This window comes from Hyphomonas sp., from assembly GCF_017792385.1.
Taxonomy (GTDB): Bacteria; Pseudomonadota; Alphaproteobacteria; order Caulobacterales; family Hyphomonadaceae; genus Hyphomonas.
The window spans coordinates 2,313,859-2,333,936 of record NZ_CP051230.1; the positions used below are offsets into that span (position 1 = coordinate 2,313,859).

The 20,078-nt window shown below is 62.3% G+C and carries 19 protein-coding genes, 3 tRNA genes and 1 pseudogene; 12 read left to right on the plus strand and 11 right to left on the minus strand.

All coding sequences use genetic code 11. The annotated features are described in order from the left end of the window. Positions 1-12: 12 nt before the first annotated feature. From HF955_RS11450 to HF955_RS11485, 8 genes are all read left to right on the plus strand, one after another. Positions 13-150 carry a hypothetical protein gene (locus HF955_RS11450; protein WP_291075260.1) on the plus strand — a complete coding sequence of 46 codons (138 nt, stop codon included), beginning with the start codon at positions 13-15 and terminating at the stop codon, positions 148-150. Continuing rightward, positions 147-1,352 carry a cytochrome P450 gene (locus tag HF955_RS11455; RefSeq protein WP_291075261.1) on the plus strand — a complete coding sequence of 402 codons (1,206 nt, stop codon included), beginning with the start codon at positions 147-149 and terminating at the stop codon, positions 1,350-1,352. The genes HF955_RS11450 and HF955_RS11455 overlap by 4 nt, the downstream gene beginning before the upstream one ends. Positions 1,353-1,418: 66 nt before the next feature. Beyond that, positions 1,419-2,699, plus strand: a complete 1,281-nt coding sequence (gene murA / locus HF955_RS11460) for a UDP-N-acetylglucosamine 1-carboxyvinyltransferase (RefSeq protein WP_291075262.1) — start codon at positions 1,419-1,421, stop codon at positions 2,697-2,699. 21 nt (positions 2,700-2,720) lie between these two features. Continuing rightward, positions 2,721-3,170, plus strand: coding sequence for a DUF2948 family protein (locus HF955_RS11465; RefSeq protein ID WP_027838741.1), 450 nt, complete (start codon positions 2,721-2,723; stop codon positions 3,168-3,170). Positions 3,171-3,172: 2 nt separating this feature from the next. After that, a complete protein-coding gene (gene hisD, locus HF955_RS11470) occupies positions 3,173-4,477 on the plus strand; it encodes a histidinol dehydrogenase (RefSeq protein WP_291075263.1) in 1,305 nt (434 codons plus the stop codon). After that, the gene (locus HF955_RS11475) at positions 4,474-4,959 is read left to right on the plus strand and encodes a UPF0262 family protein (protein ID WP_027838743.1); all 486 of its coding nucleotides are present in this window, start codon (positions 4,474-4,476) and stop codon (positions 4,957-4,959) included. Before hisD ends, HF955_RS11475 begins: the two co-directional genes overlap by 4 nt. 234 nt (positions 4,960-5,193) lie before the next feature. Then, positions 5,194-6,606, plus strand: coding sequence for a nucleoside hydrolase-like domain-containing protein (locus HF955_RS11480; RefSeq protein ID WP_367279790.1), 1,413 nt, complete (start codon positions 5,194-5,196; stop codon positions 6,604-6,606). A gap of 102 nt (positions 6,607-6,708) precedes the next feature. Continuing rightward, positions 6,709-8,412 carry a class I adenylate-forming enzyme family protein gene (locus HF955_RS11485; RefSeq protein ID WP_291075265.1) on the plus strand — a complete coding sequence of 568 codons (1,704 nt, stop codon included), beginning with the start codon at positions 6,709-6,711 and terminating at the stop codon, positions 8,410-8,412. Positions 8,413-8,505: 93 nt separating this feature from the next. Here the strand turns inward: HF955_RS11485 and HF955_RS11490 are convergent. The 4 genes from HF955_RS11490 to HF955_RS11505 form a co-directional block, all read right to left on the minus strand. Next, positions 8,506-8,582, minus strand: a tRNA-Arg gene (locus HF955_RS11490). Between the two features lie 21 nt (positions 8,583-8,603). Further along, positions 8,604-8,912, minus strand: a complete 309-nt coding sequence (locus tag HF955_RS11495; RefSeq protein WP_027838745.1) for an ETC complex I subunit — start codon at positions 8,910-8,912, stop codon at positions 8,604-8,606. A gap of 26 nt (positions 8,913-8,938) precedes the next feature. Continuing rightward, a tRNA-Pro gene (locus HF955_RS11500) sits at positions 8,939-9,015 on the minus strand. A 54-nt stretch (positions 9,016-9,069) separates the two neighbouring features. Then, positions 9,070-9,945 carry an acyl-CoA thioesterase II gene (locus tag HF955_RS11505; RefSeq protein ID WP_027838746.1) on the minus strand — a complete coding sequence of 292 codons (876 nt, stop codon included), beginning with the start codon at positions 9,943-9,945 and terminating at the stop codon, positions 9,070-9,072. Positions 9,946-10,083: 138 nt separating this feature from the next. On the opposite strand from HF955_RS11505, the gene HF955_RS11510 reads away from it, so the two are divergent. Further along, the gene (locus HF955_RS11510) at positions 10,084-11,907 is read left to right on the plus strand and encodes a long-chain-acyl-CoA synthetase (protein WP_291075266.1); all 1,824 of its coding nucleotides are present in this window, start codon (positions 10,084-10,086) and stop codon (positions 11,905-11,907) included. A 4-nt stretch (positions 11,908-11,911) separates the two neighbouring features. Here the strand turns inward: HF955_RS11510 and HF955_RS11515 are convergent, their stop codons facing one another. The 3 genes from HF955_RS11515 to proB are packed head-to-tail and all read right to left on the minus strand — an operon-like array spanning position 11,912 to position 14,970. Further along, positions 11,912-13,381 carry a RimK family protein gene (locus HF955_RS11515; RefSeq protein WP_291075267.1) on the minus strand — a complete coding sequence of 490 codons (1,470 nt, stop codon included), beginning with the start codon at positions 13,379-13,381 and terminating at the stop codon, positions 11,912-11,914. Beyond that, positions 13,378-13,842, minus strand: a complete 465-nt coding sequence (locus HF955_RS11520; protein WP_291075268.1) for an N-acetyltransferase — start codon at positions 13,840-13,842, stop codon at positions 13,378-13,380. Before HF955_RS11520 ends, HF955_RS11515 begins: the two co-directional genes overlap by 4 nt. Before the next feature lie 9 nt (positions 13,843-13,851). Beyond that, positions 13,852-14,970: a glutamate 5-kinase gene (proB, locus tag HF955_RS11525; RefSeq protein ID WP_291075269.1), complete on the minus strand. Its 1,119-nt coding sequence runs from the start codon at positions 14,968-14,970 to the stop codon at positions 13,852-13,854. 107 nt (positions 14,971-15,077) lie between these two features. On the opposite strand from proB, the gene HF955_RS11530 reads away from it, so the two are divergent. Next, a complete protein-coding gene (locus HF955_RS11530; protein WP_027838751.1) occupies positions 15,078-15,314 on the plus strand; it encodes an MJ0042-type zinc finger domain-containing protein in 237 nt (78 codons plus the stop codon). 44 nt (positions 15,315-15,358) lie between these two features. On the opposite strand, the pseudogene obgE reads toward HF955_RS11530, so the two are convergent. The 4 genes and pseudogenes from obgE to HF955_RS11550 all read right to left on the minus strand — a co-directional run. Beyond that, a pseudogene (obgE, locus tag HF955_RS11535) lies at positions 15,359-16,348 on the minus strand (GTPase ObgE); the annotation flags it as partial. A 17-nt stretch (positions 16,349-16,365) separates the two neighbouring features. After that, on the minus strand, positions 16,366-16,872 hold the full coding sequence (locus HF955_RS11540) for a GNAT family N-acetyltransferase (protein ID WP_291075271.1): 507 nt from the start codon (positions 16,870-16,872) through the stop codon (positions 16,366-16,368). A 135-nt stretch (positions 16,873-17,007) separates the two neighbouring features. After that, positions 17,008-17,277, minus strand: coding sequence for a 50S ribosomal protein L27 (rpmA, locus tag HF955_RS11545; RefSeq protein WP_027838753.1), 270 nt, complete (start codon positions 17,275-17,277; stop codon positions 17,008-17,010). Between the two features lie 39 nt (positions 17,278-17,316). Next, a complete protein-coding gene (locus tag HF955_RS11550; protein ID WP_027838754.1) occupies positions 17,317-17,964 on the minus strand; it encodes a 50S ribosomal protein L21 in 648 nt (215 codons plus the stop codon). A gap of 184 nt (positions 17,965-18,148) precedes the next feature. On the opposite strand from HF955_RS11550, the gene HF955_RS11555 reads away from it, so the two are divergent. Both HF955_RS11555 and HF955_RS11560 read left to right on the plus strand, forming a co-directional pair. Beyond that, positions 18,149-18,238: transfer RNA gene (locus HF955_RS11555), tRNA-Ser, on the plus strand. 634 nt (positions 18,239-18,872) lie between these two features. Next, positions 18,873-20,011, plus strand: a protein-coding gene (locus tag HF955_RS11560) for an IS3 family transposase (protein ID WP_291075272.1) whose coding sequence is annotated in 2 segments (ribosomal slippage) — positions 18,873-19,131 and positions 19,131-20,011 — 1,140 coding nt in all. Because the reading frame shifts where the segments join, the coding sequence is not laid out codon by codon here. The last annotated feature ends 67 nt before the right edge of the window (positions 20,012-20,078 follow it).

A 20,078-nucleotide genomic window follows, 5' to 3' on the forward strand; every position in this document is an offset into this window, starting at 1 on the left:
AATGCACCTCTCATGACAGACAAGACGACACAGCAGGACAAGGCAGCCCGCCGGGCCGAGGCCCTGCGGGCCAATCTGCGGCGCCGCAAGGCCGCCACGCGCAAGGCAAAGGCTCCGCCGCCCGCGAAATCCGGGGACCCGCAAGGGTGAGCCTGCCGCTCAATTCCCAGGCCTACCTGCGCGATCCCCACGCCATTCTGGCCCCGGCGCAGCAGGCGGGCCTGTTCGTGACGCAAAAGCTGCCCTTCCTCGGCCGCTGCACGCTGGTGCTCGGACACGGCGAATGCCAGGACTTCCTCAAGGATACGGGCCGTTTCGCCGTTGATGCCCGCAATGCCGGGGCAAGCGCGCCCTTTGACCTCAAATTCCTGCCCCGGCCGCTGAAGCGGCTGGCGAGCAATCTCCTGTCCCTCGATGATCCGGACCATCGGCGCCTGCGCCGGCTGGTCGACCAGCCCTTCCGGCGCGTCTCGATCGATGCGTTGAAGCCCCGCATCCGCGAAACCTGTGACCGGCTCGCCCATGACATGGTGCGCACCGACCAGCGGGACGTGGTGGAGGGAATCAGCCGGCAATTGCCGCTCCTGGTGATCTACGATTTGCTGGGCTTTTCGGGCGAATTGCGCGCAAAGCTCGATTCGCTGCTGCAGGGGCTGACGGCGACGGCCAACATCTTCAATGTGCTGCGCGGGCTGACCTTGCTGGGTCCGGTCCAGAAACTGCTGGAGCGGGAATTCGAGCGGGTGCGGCATGCGCCCGGACCCGGCCTGGTCACCGAACTGGTGCATGCCGAGGCCGATGGCGACCGGATGAGCGATGACGAACTCGTCGCCATGGTCTTCGTCCTGTTCATCGCCGGCCACGAGACGACCAAACACCTGATATCCGTCGGCCTGCACACGCTGCTCACCACGCCCGGCGCGGCAGACGCCTATCGGTCGATGGACGCGGACGCGCGCGGCATTGCGGTCGATGAATTGATGCGGTTCTGCGCGCCGGTGCAGATGACCAAGCCCCGCTATGTGCGTGATGACACGGAGTTTCACGGCAGGGCGTTTTCCCAGGGCGACCGGCTGGTCGGGCTTCTCGCGGCGGCAAACATCGATCCGAGTGTGTTCGACGATCCCCTGGCACTGGATCTGGCGCGGCGCCCGAACCGGCATCTCGGCTGGGGCAGCGGCCCGCATATCTGCCTCGGCCTGCACCTGGCCCGCGCCGAGGCCCAGGCCGCCTTTGACTGCCTGCTGGACACCTGGCCGGGCCTTGCGCTGGAGGCCGATTCCGGCCGGCTGAAATGGATTCCGCGCTCCGGTCTGCGCGGGCTGAAGCAACTGCCGGTAATGTTTGGATAAACTCTGTGCAGGCCTTGCCACATTCAGGCCCTTCCAAAGCCGCGAAGCGCTGTATAAGGGCAATCCATGGATAAGTTGCACATCAAGGGCGGCGCTCAGCTGAACGGCCGCATTCCGGTTTCCGGCGCGAAGAATTCCGCCCTGAAGCTGATGGTCGCCTGTCTTCTGACGGACCAGCCGATCAAGCTCACCAACATGCCGAACCTCGCGGACACGCGGTTCCTGGCCCAGCTTCTCGAAACACTCGGTGTGGAAGTCTACTGGCCCAGGGGCGAGTCGACCTGCCGCCTCAATGCGGCAGAGCTGAAAAGCACGATCGCGCCCTATGACCAGGTCCGCAAGATGCGGGCAAGTTTCAACGTGCTCGGGCCGCTTCTTGCGCGGTCGGGCCATGCCACGGTTTCGTTGCCGGGCGGATGCGCCATTGGGGCCCGGCCGGTGGATTTGCACCTGCAGGCGCTGGAAGCCATGGGCGCAGACCTGCGCGTCGAGCAGGGCTATGTGAAGGCCGCAGCCATTCATGGCCTGAAGGGCGCGCATATCAATTTCGCCATGCCGAGTGTCGGGGCCACCGAACACGCCATGCTGGCGGCCACGCTGGCAAGGGGTGTGACGGTTCTGGAAAACGCAGCACGCGAGCCGGAGATCGAGGATCTGGCCGACTGTCTCAACGCCATGGGCGCGAAGATCACCGGTGCCGGCACGTCGAAGATCCGAATCGAGGGCGTCGAGACCCTTGGCGGAACGAGCCATGCCGTCATGCCGGACCGGATCGAAGCCGGCACGTTTGCCATGGCGGCGGCGGCCGCCGGCGGCGATGTCACGCTGGACGGTGCTCCGGTGGCGGCGCTTGGCGCGCTGATCGCCAAACTGCGCGAAGCCGGTGTCTCGGTCGAGACAGATGAGGATGCCAGCACGCTGCGCATTGTGCGCAACGGATCCAGGCTGAAATCAGTCAGCGTGTCGACACAGCCGCATCCGGGATTCCCGACCGACCTGCAGGCGCAATTCATGGCGCTGATGAGCCTTGCCGACGGCACCAGCATCATCCGCGAGACGATTTTCGAAAACCGGTTCATGCATGCGCCGGAATTGTCCCGGCTCGGGGCCGACATAACTGTCAGGGGGCAGGAAGCCATCGTGAAAGGCGTACCGCACCTGACGGGCGCGCCTGTCATGGCGACAGATCTGCGCGCTTCGGTGTCTCTGGTCATTGCGGGGCTTGCCGCCGAGGGGGAGACTGTGGTGAACCGTATCTATCATCTGGACCGCGGGTTCGAGCGGCTGGAAGAGAAACTGAACGCCTGCGGGGCCAGCATCACACGCCGGTCCGAGGACGAGGAATAGGGCTGATCCCAAGGGGCATTGATGGCTGATGTAAAACCACTTCGTCTCCTCGCTGAAACGGCTGAGGATCTGGAAGTCATTTCCGCCGCCATCCAGGACTCCGTGGTGAAGGCCGGCAATCTGAAATACGAATCCCGCCGCAACCGGTTCGCGCTGGAAATCAACCGCTTCCGCTGGGAAGCCGGGGCGAAACGCGGCGACGGCGAGCGTGTGCGTTCGCTGCTGGCCTTTGACGGCGTGCTTGGCGTGAAGACCCGCGCCGTGACCAAGGCTGATCCGGAAATGATCCTGTCGCTGCTGCAGGTCACCTTTACCCCGGCTGATGAGCCGCCGGGCGGCAAGGTGACCCTCCTGTTCGCGGGAGACGGGGAAATCGTACTGGAAGTCGAAGTTCTGGATGCAACCCTGCTCGACAGTGACTATGTGTGGCCGACGCGCCGCCTCCCCAGCCACGAGCGGCGCCGGAGATAGTCATGGTTCGCAGGTTTCAAGCCTCTTCCGCCGGTTTCAATGGCGAATTCGCCCAGTTCCTTCAGCAGGCACGCGGGACGGGCGAGGACGTTGCCAATACCGTCACCGGCATCCTCAAGGATGTTCAGGCACGCGGCGGCGAGGCCGTGGCCGAGTACACGGCCAAATTCGATGGTCTGCAGATCGACCCGTCGACGCTGCAATCGGACAATGTGAACCTGCACGCGCTGGCCGCTGAATGCCCGGCAGATTTGCGGGATGCCATCGATTTCGCGCATGACCGGATTGCCGCCTATCATGCGGCCCAACGGCCTGCCGATCACAGTTTTACAGATGCCGCCGGCATCGAGCTGGGCTGGCGCTGGACCGCGCTCGACAGTGTCGGCGTCTATGTGCCGGGGGGACGGGCGAGCTATCCCTCCTCTGTCCTGATGAATACGGTGCCGGCGAGGATTGCCGGGGTCGAACGTATTGTGATGGTGGCGCCCGCGCCGAAGGGCGAACTGTCGCCGGCCGTGGCCTATGCGGCCGTGAAGGCCGGGGTTGACGAATTCTATCCGATTGGCGGGGCACAGGCCGTGGCGGCGCTGGCCCATGGTACGGCAAACCTTGCGCCGGTCGACAAGATAGTCGGGCCGGGCAATGCCTTCGTCGCTGAAGCCAAGCGCCAGGTATTCGGCAGGGTGGGCATCGACACGATTGCCGGTCCGTCGGAAATTCTCGTCATTGCAGACCACACGGCAAACCCCGACTGGGTGGCCGCAGACCTCTTGTCCCAGGCCGAGCATGATCCAAGCAGTCAGTCGATCCTGATCGTTGTGGATCAGGCTGTGGGAGACTCTGTGGAAAACGCTGTGGAAAACCAGTTGAATTCCCTGCCGACCGGAGAGCGTGCCCGTGAAAGCTGGGTCAATCACGGGGCCATCGTGACCGCGCCGGACCTGCAGGCTGCGGCGAGCATCGCGAACCGCATCGCGGCCGAGCATCTCGAACTGTGCGTTGAGGATCCGGACGCTCTTCTACCGCTGGTGCGCCATGCCGGCGCTGTCTTCCTCGGTCACTACACGCCCGAGGCTCTGGGCGACTATGTGACCGGGTCCAACCATGTCCTGCCCACCAGCCGCGCGGCGCGCTTCTCGTCGGGTCTTGGCCTTTACGATTTCCTGAAACGGATGAGCATCCAGCGCGTTGGCGCACAGGGCTTTGCCGCCATCGCCCCGGCGGCATTGCGGCTTGCCGAGGCTGAACGCCTGCCGGCGCATGCCCGCTCCATTTCCATCCGCACGAACCGGGACACCGAAGGGTGAGCCGGGACCGTCTCATCGGCGTCGATATCGACGATGAGACGCTGGGCGCGTCCGGCCCGGACGCCGAGCATGAGCGGCGTGTCGCAATCTTCGATCTTCTTGAAGACAACCAGTTCAAGGTCATCGACAAGGATGAGGGGCCGTATCAGCTCCGTCTGTCGAAGGCCGAGCGTCGCCTCGTCTTCGCCGTGCGCAATGAGGCCGGCGAGGATGTGCACACTTTTATTCTGTCACTGGGGCCGTTCCGCGGCGTGATCCGCGACTACTTCATGATCTGCGACAGCTATTATGATGCGATCCGTACTCAGTCTCCGCACCAGATCGAGGCCATCGACATGGCCCGGCGCGGCATTCACAATGAAGGCTCGGAACTCCTGGCTGAGCGCCTCGAAGGCAAGATCGAGGTCGATTTCTCCACCGCGCGGCGGCTGTTCACGCTGATCTGCGCCCTGCATGCCGGACAGGCCCGCGCGGCAGGATAGGCGCTCAATTCGTCAGCTGATAGGCGCGCGGCATCCGAGGATGTCAATCCACGCGCCCGCCGTCCGTTTCCGGGCTTAGCCTCTCTGGATGTGGTGCGGAGCCGGTTGCCAATCAGGAATCCGGCGATAATGATACCGCTATCATAAATCAGGGAGGCAAGTATGGCGGTGCGAAATCTCGCGGGACTGATAGCGTGTCTGATGCTTGGCGCATGCAGTGCGACCGGGCAGAACATGGCGGCAGAACCGGTTAGCGGGCAGGCGGTGCAGGCACCCGTCGAAAAGCATCGTGTGGTCATCCTGACAGACATGGAAGCCGACCCCGACGACACTCAATCCCTGATCCGTCTTCTGCTCTATGCCAACGAGATAGATATCGAGGCTCTGGTCGCGACCACGTCGATCTGGAAACAGGACAATATCCGTCCCGACTCCATCCGGCGTACGCTGGGAAAGTATGGAGAGGTCTACGACACGCTCAGCCAGCATGCGGACGGTTATCCGGAAGAAGCGGCGCTGCAGGCGCTCGTGATGGGCGGACAGCCGGGCTATGGCATGGCGAGTGTGGGCGCTGGTCTATCGACCGAAGGATCGGATGCCATCATTCGCCTGCTGGAGGCAGAAGATGACCGACCGCTCTGGATCTCGGTCTGGGGCGGGGTGAACACGCTCGCCCAGGCACTGCACGACATTCGCGCAACGCGACCCGGCGCAGAGGCTGACCGGTTGATCTCGAAGCTCCGTGTCTACACAATTTCCGATCAGGACGACAGCGGCATATGGATACGCCGCGAGTTTCCGGACCTGTTCTACATTGTCAGCCCCGGGGAGTATGGCCGGTCAACCTGGACCGCCATAACGCGCGCCTTTCCCGGTTTCGAGGACCATATCTCCAATCAGTGGATAGCGGAAAACATCCAGCAGGCTCACGGGCCGCTGGGCGCGCACTATCCGGATGTGGTCTGGGGCATGGAAGGTGACACGCCGGCCTTTCTCTCGCTCATTCCCAATGGACTGAATGTGCCGGACCGCCCGGACTGGGGTGGCTGGGGCGGTCGTTACGAACTCTATACGCCGAGTGCGGAAGAGATTGGCGTTGGTCCCGGCAAGCTCGGTTCGGGGGGTGTGCCACTCGATCCGGAGCCGCGCCCGATCTGGACCAATGCGTCGGACAGCTACACCCCCTGGGTGCCGCAAAAGGATGGCCGCGCCATCGGCCCGGCAGACGAGACCCATGACAACAATCACGTGACCCTCCTGCGCTGGAAGAGTGATTTCCAGCGGGATTTTGCCGCCCGGATGGATTGGACTGTTTCAAGCTATGAGGACGCCAATCATCCGCCTGTGGTGAAGCTCGCCCATGATCACCACCTGACCGCAAAGTCCGGCACGCATATTGGGCTGGACGCGTTCGGGACATATGATCCCGACGGCGACAGTCTCAGCTATCACTGGTTCAACTATCCCGAAGCCGGCAGCCTGGACGAGCCCATAGACATGGGGCATGCGGTCAATGACTTCGATGTCTGGTTCAGGCTTCCCGAGGTGACGCAGACCGAGACGGCCCATTTCATCGTCAAGGTCACGGACAAGGGCACGCCCGCCCTGACCCGCTACGCGCGGGTAATTGTCACCATCAAGCCCTAAGCTGAAGAATGTTCAGCATATTTGGGAGTGTCTTGCCCCTGCGTCCGGGCTTTGTGACGTAGCGACAATGTGTATGATCCCCGGAAAATATCCGGAGGAAAAATGCACTACACCGAATTGCTGAAAGCGCGGGAAGTCCTGACCGGTCCGGGCGGCGACTTCGAGATCGTCGAGGCCGATGTGCTCGGAAACCGGCTGCGCGTCTACAAGAACGCTCCGCCGAGCGTGCGCGAGGTCTGGCTGTCGACCCTGCAATATGCCGAGCGCGACTATCTCGTCTATCAGGATGAACGCTGGACCTATGCCGATGCCCATCGCGACGTGAACGCGATTGCGGCCTGGATGTTTGCGCAGGGCGTGCGGCCCGGTGACCGGGTTGCGGTGGCCATGCGCAACTATCCCGAATGGCTGCTGATCTACTGGGCCTGCGTGTCGACGGGCATTGCCGTGGTCGGCATGAATGCCTGGTGGACCGCCGAGGAGATGGACTATGCGCTGAAGGATTCCGAGCCCAAGATCCTGTTCGCAGACGCGGAGCGGCTGGAACGCGCGCTCGCCATCGAGGGCGCCGCCGACCGGATGCAGATCGTGGGCGTGCGCAGCCCGGATGCGCCGGCGCCGGTCCTGCCCTGGGCTGACGTGCTGGCCCATGGCGGCGACATGCCGGCGGTCACCGTGGATCCGGATTCCGATGCCTGCATCTTCTACACATCGGGCACGACCGGCTTTCCGAAAGGGGCCCAGCTGACCCATCGCGGCTGTGTGGCCAATCTGTTCAACATGATGTTCTCGGCGGCCTCCACCGCGCTCGCCATGAATCTCGCCACCGGCGAGCCCATCCCCGAGGACCCGCCTGTGCCGGCCGGCCTCGTCACCACGCCGCTCTTCCATGTCACGGCCAACAATTGCGGCGCCTATCTGCTGACCGCCGCCGGCGGCAAGATCGTGCTGATGTATCGCTGGGATGCCGGCGAGGCGCTGAAACTGGTCGAGCGCGAAAAGATCACCGCCGTCAGCGGCGTGCCGATCATGGCGCGCGAGCTGATCAACCATCCGGATTTCGAAAAGACCGACACGTCCAGCCTCGCGACGCTGGGCGGGGGCGGGGCGCAGCTGCCGCCGGACCTGGTCCACAAGATCGACTCCACCGTGGCCACGGCCCGGCCGAACACCGGCTATGGCATGACCGAAACCTGCGGCATCATCACGTCGGTGTCGGCTGACTTCTTTGTCGACAAGCCAGACAGCGCCGGTCCGGCCATGCCCAATTTCGAGGCCAAATGCGTCAACGAGCTGGGCGAGACCGTGCCCCAGGGCGAGGTCGGGGAATTGTGGGTCAAGGGTTCCTCGGTCATCAAGGGCTATATCAACCGGCCCGAGGCCACCGCCGAATCCATCACCGATGGCTGGCTGCATACGGGCGACATTGCCCGCATCGACAAGGACGGCTTCATCTTCATTGTCGACCGCAAGAAGGACATGGTCCTGCGCGGCGGCGAGAATGTGTACTGTGCCGAAGTCGAATCCACGCTCTACCGTCACCCCGCCGTGGCAGAATGCAGCGTGTTCGGCGTGCCGGATGACCGGCTTGGCGAGGAAGTCGGCGCGGCCGTCGTGCTCAAGCCCGGCGAAACCCTGACCGCTGACGCCCTGCGCGAGCATTGCGCCGCCACGATGGCGAAGCACAAGGTGCCCCGCTACATCTGGTTCCTCTCGGCGCTTCCGCGCAATGCGAGCGGGAAGTTCGTCAAGCGGGACCTGAAGGAACAGTTGACCCGGCAACTCGACAATGCGCAGGTGAGCTGACACCCAAGACATACCAGACAATCACGGCAGGGCTCCCGGTTTCGGGGGCCTTGTTGTGTTTTGGGGGAAATTCTGCGCGCGATCGCACCGCAATGGCGACCCCGGCAGGATTCGAACCTGCGACCGTCCGATTAGAAGTCGGGTGCTCTATCCAGCTGAGCTACGGGGCCGGAACGCCGCCGGCGGGCACCCTAATGTGTCCAGGGCTGCTTGCGATTGGCGTCGAAATTGGCGCTGTAGGACTTAACAAGCCGTTTGCGCTCATGCGTCGGCGTCACGGTGAAGGTCAGGCCTTCGCTCTTGGCGTATTCGATGGCCTGTTCCTGCGTGTCGAAGGACAGGCGGACCTGGCCGGACGTGTCATCAATGCTGGTCCAGCCCATGACCGGATCGGCGAAGCGTTTCGCATCATTGTTGACGAATTCCAGCACCCAGGCCTTGGTCTTGCCGCGGCCGGATGTCATCGCGCTTTTTGCGGGCTTGTAGATACGCGCTTGCATTGCTGAACCTCACCGCTGCGAATGAATGGTCGGAGCGATAGGATTCGAACCTACGACCCTCTGGTCCCAAACCAGATGCGCTACCAGACTGCGCTACGCTCCGGACTCCCGTAATAAGGGGCTCGCGCCACTGTGCAAGCCCCTTTCGGCTGTGAAATCAGCCTTTCGGGCGCAGTTGCCGGACCAGCCCTTCCTGGGCGACGCTTGCCACCAGGTCCCCGGCCATATTGTAGATCATGCCCCGGTTGAAGCCGCGGCCCTTGCCGGCAAACGGGCTGTCCATAGAATAGAGATGCCATTCGTCGAACTTGATCGGGCCGTGCAGCCACATCGCATGATCGAGGCTCGCCGACATAAGTTCCTTGTGATTGAGCCAGGTGATGCCATGCGGGCGATAGCTGGAACTCAACAGGCTCATGTCGGAGGCATAGGCCAGCAGGCAATGGTGCAGGGCAGGCGGCACATCGATCGGCCGGGCCACCCGGAACCAGAGATTGTGGCGGTCATCGGCGATTTCGGGATGGATCAGGTCCAGCGGGTCGACGTCACGGATCTCGATGTCGCGTTCTCGGGCGAAGTCCTCGCGCAGGGCGTCGGGCAGGCGGTCAACGATTTCCAGCCGGCGCTCGCGCAGATCCTTCAGCCCGTCCGGGCCGGGCACGTCGGGCATTGTGTGCTGGTGTTCCCAGCTGTCCTCATCGGTCTGGAAACTGGCCGCCATGTTGAAGATCTGCTTGCCGTGCTGGATCGCCACGACCCGGCGGGTCGTAAAGCTGCCGCCGTCCCGGGAATGGTCGACCTGGTAGATGATCGGCACTTTCGGGTCGCCGGGGCGGATGAAATAGGCATGCAGGGAGTGGCAGATCCGGTCTTCCGGAACCGTTCGATAGGCCGCGACCAGCGACTGGGCGATCACCTGTCCGCCAAATACGCGCTGGCTGGCGCGCTCGTCCGGGCTCTGGCCGCGGAACAGGTCCAGTTCCAGGCGTTCAATGTCCAAAAGGGCCAGAAGGTCTCCGACGGGGTCAGCCATGCAGCACGTCTCCAGTTTGCGTCAGAACGAGCTAGCAGAGGCAGGAATGGATGCAAACTGTGCAAGTGCGGGCTGTGGATCGAATTTTGCCCATTCTGGTCACAACATATTCACCACATTCGGGTATCGGAAGGTATTATGGTTAATGCCGCCTCGCTCCGCGCCGCCGTGCCGTTCCACGATTCCTTTTCCCAGATGAAACGGGATCTGGATTTCCTGCGCATGGCCTATCGCATGCACAAGCTGATCGGCGCGGTCACACCGGACTCCGAACAACTCGTGGCCGACGACTTCGAGGAGAGTGCCGACAAGCATTCGGCGAATGTCGCCTTCCGGTTTGACGGCCAGTTGACCACCTATGCCGAGTTTGACGCACAGGCGAACCGGATCGCGCATTGGGCACTGGCGCACGGCCTGAAATCCGGGGACCGGGTGGCGCTGTGCATGGACAATTGCCCGGATTATGTCGCCATCTGGGTGGGACTGGCCAAGGTCGGCGTGGTGACAGCGCTGATCAACACGCATCTCGACGGGGACGCCCTGCGCCACTGTCTGACCATTTCGGAGGCAGCGCACATCATTGCCGGCCCGACGCGGGATGCTGCGGTCAGCGAGGCCTCGGCGCCGATGGACGGCCCGCCAAAGGTCTGGACCTGGGGCGGGGAGCATGGGGAAGACCTGCTGACCATGCTGCCTGGTCTGTCGGCCGAGCGCCCGTCACGGGCCCTGCGCGCGCATCTGCGCGGCAAGGATGATTGCCTCTTCATCTATACGTCCGGCACGACCGGTCTGCCCAAGGCAACGAAAATTACCAATTCGCGCCTGCAGATCATGCTGCGGACCTTTATTGCGCCCTGCTATACGGGCCCGCGCGACCGCGTCTACATCACACTGCCGCTCTATCATGGCACAGGCGGCATATGCGGCGTGGGGCAGGCCCTGATGAGCGGGGCATCGATTGTCCTTCGCCGGAAATTTTCCGCCAGCGCGTTCTGGGATGACGTGGTCGATCAGGGCGTCACATCCATCGTCTATATCGGCGAACTGTGCCGCTACCTCCTGAACCAGCCTCCGCATCCGAAAGAGCGTCTGCATCACCTCAAGACGGGTTTCGGCAATGGCCTGAGGGCCGAAATCTGGACAGAGTTCCGTGAGCGGTTCAATATCTCCCATCTGGTCGAGTTCTATGCCGCGACCGACGGCAATGTGAACCTGATGAGCATTGACGGGACGGTTGGAGCGGTCGGGCGCATTCCCAAATGGCTGAAGTCCCGCTTCGACCATGTTGAATTCGTCAAATACGATCTCGAAACGCAGGATGTCGTGCGCGGGCCGGACGGATTTGCCATCCGCGCAGAGGCGAACGAAGCCGGCGAAATGCTTGGCCGCATGCAGGAAGACGAATTCGAATTCGCCGGCTATCACGATCCGGAGGCGACGGAGAAGAAGATCCTGCGCAACGTGTTCGAGCCCGGTGATCGCTGGCTCAGAACGGGGGACCTGATGCGCAAGGATGAAGAAGGCTATGTCTACTTTGTCGACCGGACGGGCGACACCTTCCGCTGGAAGGGAGAGAATGTCTCAACCAGTGAAGTCAGCAACGCCCTGTCCCTGATAGACGGCATTGCCACGGCCAATGTCTACGGCGTAGAAATTCCCGGTACGGATGGAAAGGCCGGCATGGCCGCCATCACGCTCAACGGCGATGTGGACTTCGAGAGCCTGCATTATGAATTGTCGGCCAGCCTGCCATCCTATGCCATCCCGATCTTCCTGCGTATCCAGCGTGAGGCAGAAACGACAGGCACGCTTAAATTCCGGAAAGTCGAACTGATGACAGAGGGGTTCAATCCCGATCTCGTCGATGACCCGATCTGGATGTACCATCCCGACCGGCGGCAATATGTGCCCTTCACCCAGGATCGCTATGATTCCCTGAAATCCGGGGCATTCCGCTTCTAGGAATTTATGTCGGGCGGCCCATGCGCTGTTCCAGACGGGTCGAGAACCAGGAAATGATCCGGCGCCAGAGTTCGTCCTTCAGGACGGCGCCTTCGACATCGTGATCGATAGAGGGATTGTCATTGATCTCGATGATCACGACGCCCTTGTCGGTTTCCTTCAGGTCCACGCCATACAGGCCATCGCCAATCAGGCGTGCCCCGCGCACGGCGGCGTCCACCACCTCCGGCGGTGCATCCTCGACCGGGAAGGTCGCAAACCCGCCTTCGGTCGCCTTGCCGTCCGGTCCATGTTTCACGATCTGCCAGTGTCCGCGTGCCATCCGGTATTGGCAGGCATAGAGCGGCTCACCGTTCAGCACACCGATACGCCAGTCGAACTTTGTCGGCACGAATTCCTGTGCGATGATCAGCGCGGTTTCCTTGAACATCTGTTTCGCCCCGGCGCGCAGCTCTTCCAGCGACCGGGCCTTCACCATGTTTGTCCCGAATGATCCGTCAGGCGTTTTCAGGACGACCGGATTGCCCAGCTTTTCGAAGACGGCAGCAAGGTCCGATTTCTCGTCAAGGATCTCCGTCTGCGGAATGGGCAGGCCGGCCTTTTCCAGGATTTCCTTCAGGAACACCTTGTTCGTGCACCGGATCATGGATTGCGTGTCGTCGATGACGGGCATGCCTTCCTGCTCGGCGCGGCGCGCGAACTTGTAGGTATAATTGTCGATCTGCGTCGTCGCCCGAATGAACAGGGCGTCAAATTCGGCCAGGCTGGTCAGGTCGGACGGCTCGATCGTTTCGACCTCCACACCCATCTTGGCCGCCACATCGGCCAGCCGCTTGATGGAGGAAGGCTTGGAAGGGGCGGTCTTCTCGTTCGGGTCGACCAGCACGGCCAGCGCCCATTTGGCTGGGGTCCTGGTTTTCGGTTCGCTGATCCGGCCGCTTGTATAGGTGCTCATCGCCTCGAGGAAGAAGTCCCGGCGCGCGCCCTTCAGCTTGTGCGGCGGCACCATCCGGACACGGCCAATTCCGTGCGGTGATTTCGGGTCGAACTCGACTTCCAGCGCGGGCACGCGGAACCAGTCGGACACTTCGCGGGCAAGGCGCTCATAGCCGGGCGTCTCCGGCTTGGAGAAGGCCACAAACAGACTTTCCTGTTCCGGTGCGCCTTTCGAAATGGCTTCCCGCAGGCGTTCGCCAAGGTCGGGCAGGGCGTGCTTGTAAAGGCCCTTGGCCGACAGCTCCACCATCGTCTGCACGCTGGGACTGACACGGTGTCCGCGCGCTTCGGCGAGCAGGGAGGCGTAATAGCCTTCCGATTGATAGCCATAGGACCGGCACAGATTCAGGATGTAGGGCCGCCGTCCGCTGAACAGGGCGGGCTTGGTGATATAGTCCGCTACCTTGAGCACCTTGTGAGGCGTTTCGGCCTGCGAGATGTCATTGGCGGATTCGACGAGTACGACCCAATCGGTCATTCAACCTCTCTTGAGAGGCCGGCCAGCGGCTTCTCCATTTTCAGGGCGGCTTCCCCATCCGGGTAATAGCCGACAGCGCGCGCCATTACGCGATAACCATGGCGTTCGTAAAGACGCTTTGCGCGTGAATTTGATTCGCGCACTTCCAGCCTGATCGCGACACAGCCGCGTTGCCTTGATATGTCTTCGCTTTCAGACAGCAATGCGTCGGACAGGCCCGTCCCCCGTGCAGCTTCTGCGACGGATATCGAATAGATCCGGGCGATCCGGCTGGTGCGCCGGAACAGGAGGACGAGCGCGCCGGCAAGGCCGCTCTCTCCGTCGGATACCAGGATGGCGGAATTCCCGCGAAGCAGACGCTGCCAGGTCTGGCGCGAAAAACGGTCTTCCTCCGGGAATGCCGTTTCCAGCCCGGTCAGCGCGGCAATGTCGTCCCGTGTGGCGGCGCGAACAGCGTGCATCTGAGGGCGCTAGCGCAACAGGACCATGTCGTCGCGATGGACGATGGCCGGGCGCCCGCGATAGCCGAGTATCGCCTCGACCTCGTCGCTCTGGCGGCCAATCACACGGGCGATCTCGGCCGAACTGTAGGCCGTGACTCCCTTGCCGACCATCTTGCCGGAAGGGGCGTTCAGGGCGATGGCTGCGCCGCGTTCGAAATTGCCGGTAACGCCGGTGACGCCAACGGCCAGCAGGCTCGCCCCGCCGCGCAGTGCCCGGGCCGCGCCTTCGTCCAGCGTGATCGCGCCTTCGGGGGTGAGGTGTCCGGCGAGCCAGGCGGCGCGGGCACTGGCCGGTGTCGTGGCCGCCGAGATGAGCGTGGCCCGCTCTCCGGCCTCGATGGCGAGAAGCGGGTGGTCACGATTGCCCAGCGTGATCAGCGTGGAACAGCCCGCCGCATGGGCAATGCGCGCTGCCGCCAGCTTGGTGGCCATGCCGCCGGACCCGACCCCGGCATCGGCATTGGCGCCCGTCGCCATCGCGTCATGCGCCTCGGTCAACTCGGCAAGATGGGGAATGTGGGTGGCATCCGGATGGCTGCGCGGATCGGCAGTGTAGAGCCCGTCAATGTCCGACAGGAGCACGAGGACATCCGCGCCCATCATCTGCGCCACGCGCGCGGCCAGCCGGTCATTGTCACCATAGCGGATCTCGTCCGTCGCGACCGTGTCATTCTCGTTGATGACCGGTACGACACCTGAGTCCAGCAGCGTCTCGAGCGTTGCCCGGGCATTCAGCCAGCGGCGGCGCGTTTCGGTATCGCTGAGCGTCAGGAGCGCCTGGCCGATGGTGACGTCATGGGGGGCGAAGGCGGCCGAGATGGCCGACATCAGCCGGGGCTGGCCGATGGCGGCAGCGGCCTGTTTCTGGTCGAGACGATTTGCGACAGATGTGGCGACGCTTTGGCGACCCAGCGCAACTGCGCCGGACGAAACCAGGACCACCTGAAACCCACGGAGACGGAGTGAAACGATATCGGATGCCAGTTTTGCCAACCAGTCATGGCGTGGTTGGCCGTTCTCCACCACCAGGGCAGAGCCGGTCTTCACCACGATCCGTCTGGCAGAGGCAAAGAGCGTATCCATCATGAATCGGACCGATACACTGCTGCGGCATGTGCCGGAAGCGAAAATGAAGCCGTTGACAATTCAGGGGTTTCTCCGTCACGACAGGGAAAACGACGAGGTTCCCCACCATGCCCCAATTCGACATGATCCTGCTCACCCCGGCCCAGGCAGACGGGGCTGACGTGCTCGAACACACGGCCGGCTCGCCTGCGCGCGAAGGCGGCGGCGACGAGACCTATCGCTGCGGGTCCTGCAAGACCAGGCTCCTGGTCAATGTCGCCCACCACGACGCCCACGGCGTCATTGTGAAGTGCGGCAAGTGCGGGCGCTTCAATACCGAGCCGCACCACCATCATCACCATTAGAGGGGCGACCAGTCGGCATTCTCGTCCGCGCCGTCTTCGGCGGCGATAATGCGCAGATGGCGGGAGACTTCCGCAAGCGCCTTCTTCACGCCCGCGCCCGTGACGCCTGAGATGCGCAGCGGCTCGCCGTCGTAGACGGTCTTCAACTGCGCGACCTGTTCGTCGACCTGTTCGGGCAGCAGCGCGTCAATCTTGTTCAGCGCGACGACTTCAGGCCGCTCGGCCAGTTCGGGACTGTAGGCCTCCAACTCGTTGCGAATCGTCGTGTAGGCGCCCGCGACGTCGTCCTGTGTGCAATCTATCAGGTGCAGCAGCACCTTGCAGCGCTCCACATGGCCAAGGAAGCGGTGGCCAAGCCCTGCGCCCTCTGCAGCCCCTTCAATGAGGCCGGGAATGTCTGCCAGCACGAATCGGCTGCCAGGGCCGAGATCGACGACGCCCAGGCCGGGATTGAGGGTTGTGAAGGGATAATCGGCAATTTTCGGCGTCGCTGCGGTGACCACGCTGAGGAAGGTGGATTTTCCCGCATTGGGCAGGCCCAGAAGGCCGGCATCGGCAATCAGTTTCAGACGCAGCCAGATCCAGCGTTCTTCGCCCGGCTCGCCCGGATTGGCGCGGCGCGGGGCCTGGTTTGTGGACGTCTTGAAGCGCGTATTGCCCCAGCCACCATTGCCGCCGACAGCCAGCAGCACGCGCTGGCCTACCTCGGTCAGGTCCGCGATCAGCGTTTCCTGGTCTTCCTCGAAAATCTGCGTGCCGACCGGCAGTTTGAGCACCACATCGTCGCCGCCCGCGCCGGTGCGGTCCTTGCCCATGCCGTGGCCGCCGCGCTTGGCCTTGAAATGCTGTTTGTAGCGATAGTCGATCAGCGTGTTCAGCCCCTCGACCGCTTCGGCCCAGACATCGCCGCCCCGGCCGCCATCGCCGCCATTCGGGCCGCCATATTCGATGTATTTCTCACGGCGAAACGAGACGCAGCCCGCTCCGCCTGTGCCGGACTGGATGAAGACTTTGGCCTGATCGAGGAATTTCATGGGGACCTATCGAACTCTCAAGCAATAAAGGACATGTTGATGTGATCTGAAGCTTCGCCCCGACCGAGACTGAACACCCTACCACGTCCGGACGGCAGAAAGCCGATCTTTTTCAGAACATGGCCCGATGCCGGATTGTCGGCAAAATGGCCGGAAGTGAATGCGCGTTCGCCGCGCGCCATCAGCCATTCCAGGACAGCGCTCGCCGCTTCGGTCATCAGGCCGGCGCCCCACTCGGCAGGTATGAGCCAGTAGCCGATGTCGAACGCCAGGCCGGCGCCGGGCCGGTCCGCGCCGATCACACCCACCAGTTCGTCACCTTTCTGAAGGGCAAAGATGTGGTTTGTGTCCCTGTCCGCACCGGCTTCATGCGTGGCGATCCATTCCCGGGTACGCTCCAGGCTCTGGTTTGGCGCGATGCTTGCCACCATGCGATGGATGCGCGGGTCTGTGATGCATTCGGTGATGCGGGGCGCGTCCGCAAGCGTGATGCGCCGCAAGGTCAGCCTGTCTGTCTCAATCATTTCACACATTGTGCGTGCCCTTCCGGGGCAGGTTTCGGGGAGACAAAACAAAGGGGAGGCAGTGGCCTGCCTCCCCTTGGAAACTGATCGTCTGAAGCGATCCGGCCACGTTCCCGCGGCCGCGCTGTCAGCCGCTTATTCTGCTGCGTCCGCGACCGGTACAATGTTCACGTAAAGGCGACCGCCCGCCTTGCGCGTGAACTCTACCTTGCCTTCGGAAAGGGCAAAGAGGGTGTGGTCACGGCCCATGCCGACGCCGCGGCCCGGCCATTTCTGGGTGCCGCGCTGACGCACGATGATGTTGCCCGGAATCACATGCTCGCCGCCAAATTTCTTGACGCCAAGATATTTCGGGTTTGAGTCGCGGCCGTTACGGGACGAACCACCTGATTTCTTATGAGCCATGGTTTGCTCCTGATCCTCTATAAAGGGCTTATAGCGCCCTTATGCGTCCTTGGCGAATTCTTCGGCCTGCTTGACCCACTCGTCACGGGTGATGCGGCCCGGGAAGCTCATTTCTTCTTCCAGTTCGGCGATCTGGTCTGCGTTCAGCGCAGCGACCTGCCAGAAGAAGTAGATGCCGGCCTCGTGGAGTTTTTTCTCCAGAACCGGGCCCACGCCGGAGATCTTCTTCAGATTGTCCGGCTTGCCTTCCAGATTGGTGATACGACCGCGGGCATCGGTTTCGGGCTTGGCAGCCGGAGCGGCAGCCTCGGCAGCCGGGGCCTCGGCCTTCGGAGCGGCTTTCTTGGCAGCAGCCTTCTTGGCCGGCTTCTTGCCGTCGGCGCTGATGCCGGTGATCTTGACGACCGTCAGGTGCTGGCGGTGGCCCTTGGTACGGCGATAGGTCTGGCGCTGACGCTTCTTGCGGATGATGATCTTGTCACCGCGGGTCTGCTCCTCGACTTCGCCAAATACGCTGGCGCCAGCCACGAGCGGGGCGCCAACAGTCACGTCGTCGCCATTGCCCAGCATCAGAACGGAGTCGAAGGTGACGTCCTTGCCGGCTTCCGTATCCAGTTTTTCGACGGTGATCGTGTCACCTTCCGCGACTTTATACTGCTTGCCGCCTGTTTTGATGACCGCGAACATGGGTCTCGTCCTTCCGGAATGGTAATCGAAATGAATTGCGCGCGAAGCCGTTGCCGGTTTCGCGCCCGAAGCGGGGGGTAAACACCAATCGGGCCGTGCTGTCAAATGTCATCTTCAGACGATTTCAGGTGCTTGCATCACGTCCGCATTTTATATAGTGCAGGCAGCCGTCCACGGGCTCCGCGGAGAGGTGCTAGAGTGGTTGAATAGGCTAGTCTCGAAAACTAGTGAACTCGCAAGGGTTCCGAGGGTTCGAATCCCTCTCTCTCCGCCAGCCAGTCTGCCAATTTGGCCGCAAATCCCCCAGCTTAGAAATAGTCCCGCAAGTACCGGGCGTTATGCCGCCAGGCTCCAAGTTTCAGGCTGCGATGTCCACAGAACCTGTCTCTTCTAAGCCTCCACACGAGTGAAGTCTCTGTCGGCTGGAACCGGGGTTTTCCTGAGGTCGTTCCAGACGAATCTACAGGGAACTTACATGGATAATCATCAAACATGTGACCGGGACGCATGCGTGGATCGACCGTTATCGAATGAGCGAGGCGGCATACATGTGAGCATCCGGACGCTTGCTTAAAGGGCGCTTCAATGCAGCGGGATTTGTCAGATGCCTCCATAGCCAGATCGACCAACGTCCGGTCCGGGAAGATCTGGATCCTTGCAACGGCTTTGAGCGGATCAACTTCTTCCAAGTTGGAGAAGTCAGTCCGTCGGGGCCCCTCAAGATCGTTCTGGATTACAGCGGAGATGCAGTCTTCCAGCTCTTTCGCCGGGGCTTGTCAAAGGAATCAGACTTGAGGTGACCAAACCAGGTGTCCAACCCGGAAAAATGAGTAAATCACCATTGGTCTGCCCCCACAAAAGTGGTCCATTATTTGAGTTAGTTCCGGCTTCAGATATGGAGCTGAAACATGGGTAAGAGATCAACGCCTGAAGAGATCATCGCGAAGCTGCGGGAGGTGGAGGTGCGCCTCGCGCGCGGTGAGACGGCAGGCCAGGCTGTACGTTCGATTGGCGTGACAGAACAGACCTACTACCGGTGGCGCAAGGAGTATGGCGGGCTGCAGGTTGGCCAGGCCAAACGGATGAAGGAGATGGAGAAGGAGAATGCGCGCCTGCGTCGCGCCATCTCTGATCTGACCCTCGACAACCAGATCCTTCAGGAAGTCATCAAGGGAAAGTTCTGAGCCCTTCGCGCAAGCGCGAAGCGGTCGATCATGTGGTGGAGACACTCGGCGCAACCGAGCGCCGGGCCTGCCGCGTGATCGGCCAGCACCGTTCCACCCAGCGCAAGCCGCGTGTGCCGCGTCAGGACGAGGATGTGCTGACAGCGGCCATCATCGCCCTGGCCGAGCGGTTCGGCCGGTATGGCTATCGCCGCATCACAGCCCTGCTGAAGCGCGATGGCTGGCATGTGAACGAGAAGCGTGTCTATCGCATCTGGCGGCGTGAAGGGCTGAAAGTGCCAATGAAACAACCAAAGAGGGGCCGGTTATGGCTGAATGACGGCTCGTGCGTGCGGCTGAGGCCGATGCACAAGGGGCATGTCTGGTCGTATGACTTCGTGCAGGACCGCACCCATGATGGCAAGGTGGTCCGCATGCTGTGTGTGATTGATGAGTTCACCCGCGAATGCCTCGCCATCCGCGTCGAACGCAGGCTCAACTCCCGCGATGTGCTCGACACGCTGGGCGAGCTGTTCGTCGCGCATGGACCGCCAGAGCATATCCGCTCCGACAATGGCCCGGAGTTCATCGCCACCGCGCTGCGTGACTGGCTTGGCCGGGTCGGCGTGAAGACGCTCTATATCGAACCGGGTTCACCATGGGAAAACGGTTACTGCGAGAGCTTCAACTCCAAGCTCAGAGACGAGTTGCTGGCGAGGGAAATCTTCTTCGATCTCAGGGAAGCCCAGATCCTGATCGAGGCTTGGCGGCGGCACTACAACACCGCGCGCCCACACTCTTCTCTGGGCTACCGACCACCTGCTCCACAAACCATCTTGCCCGCGGCGTTCATACCGCCTTACTGTGGGCAGGTGGCGGCATGAACGCCGCTACATGGAAACCGCCGGACTAACATTACTGGTGGACCACCTCGGTGGGGCAGAGCAGCTA

Excerpts from the sequence above, each read along its gene's own strand:
- rpmA (WP_027838753.1), bottom strand. The coding sequence starts at position 17,277 with ATGGCTCATAAGAAATCAGGTGGTTCGTCCCGTAACGGCCGCGACTCA.
- murA (WP_291075262.1), top strand. The coding sequence starts at position 1,419 with ATGGATAAGTTGCACATCAAGGGCGGCGCTCAGCTGAACGGCCGCATT.
- HF955_RS11520 (WP_291075268.1), bottom strand. The coding sequence starts at position 13,842 with ATGCACGCTGTTCGCGCCGCCACACGGGACGACATTGCCGCGCTGACC.
- HF955_RS11530 (WP_027838751.1), top strand. The coding sequence starts at position 15,078 with ATGCCCCAATTCGACATGATCCTGCTCACCCCGGCCCAGGCAGACGGG.
- HF955_RS11480 (WP_367279790.1), top strand. The coding sequence starts at position 5,194 with ATGGCGGCAGAACCGGTTAGCGGGCAGGCGGTGCAGGCACCCGTCGAA.
- HF955_RS11540 (WP_291075271.1), bottom strand. The coding sequence starts at position 16,872 with ATGATTGAGACAGACAGGCTGACCTTGCGGCGCATCACGCTTGCGGAC.
- HF955_RS11515 (WP_291075267.1), bottom strand. The coding sequence starts at position 13,381 with ATGACCGATTGGGTCGTACTCGTCGAATCCGCCAATGACATCTCGCAG.
- proB (WP_291075269.1), bottom strand. The coding sequence starts at position 14,970 with ATGATGGATACGCTCTTTGCCTCTGCCAGACGGATCGTGGTGAAGACC.
- HF955_RS11450 (WP_291075260.1), top strand. The coding sequence starts at position 13 with ATGACAGACAAGACGACACAGCAGGACAAGGCAGCCCGCCGGGCCGAG.
- HF955_RS11495 (WP_027838745.1), bottom strand. The coding sequence starts at position 8,912 with ATGCAAGCGCGTATCTACAAGCCCGCAAAAAGCGCGATGACATCCGGC.
- hisD (WP_291075263.1), top strand. The coding sequence starts at position 3,173 with ATGGTTCGCAGGTTTCAAGCCTCTTCCGCCGGTTTCAATGGCGAATTC.
- HF955_RS11510 (WP_291075266.1), top strand. The coding sequence starts at position 10,084 with ATGGTTAATGCCGCCTCGCTCCGCGCCGCCGTGCCGTTCCACGATTCC.
- HF955_RS11505 (WP_027838746.1), bottom strand. The coding sequence starts at position 9,945 with ATGGCTGACCCCGTCGGAGACCTTCTGGCCCTTTTGGACATTGAACGC.
- HF955_RS11550 (WP_027838754.1), bottom strand. The coding sequence starts at position 17,964 with ATGTTCGCGGTCATCAAAACAGGCGGCAAGCAGTATAAAGTCGCGGAA.
- HF955_RS11465 (WP_027838741.1), top strand. The coding sequence starts at position 2,721 with ATGGCTGATGTAAAACCACTTCGTCTCCTCGCTGAAACGGCTGAGGAT.
- HF955_RS11485 (WP_291075265.1), top strand. The coding sequence starts at position 6,709 with ATGCACTACACCGAATTGCTGAAAGCGCGGGAAGTCCTGACCGGTCCG.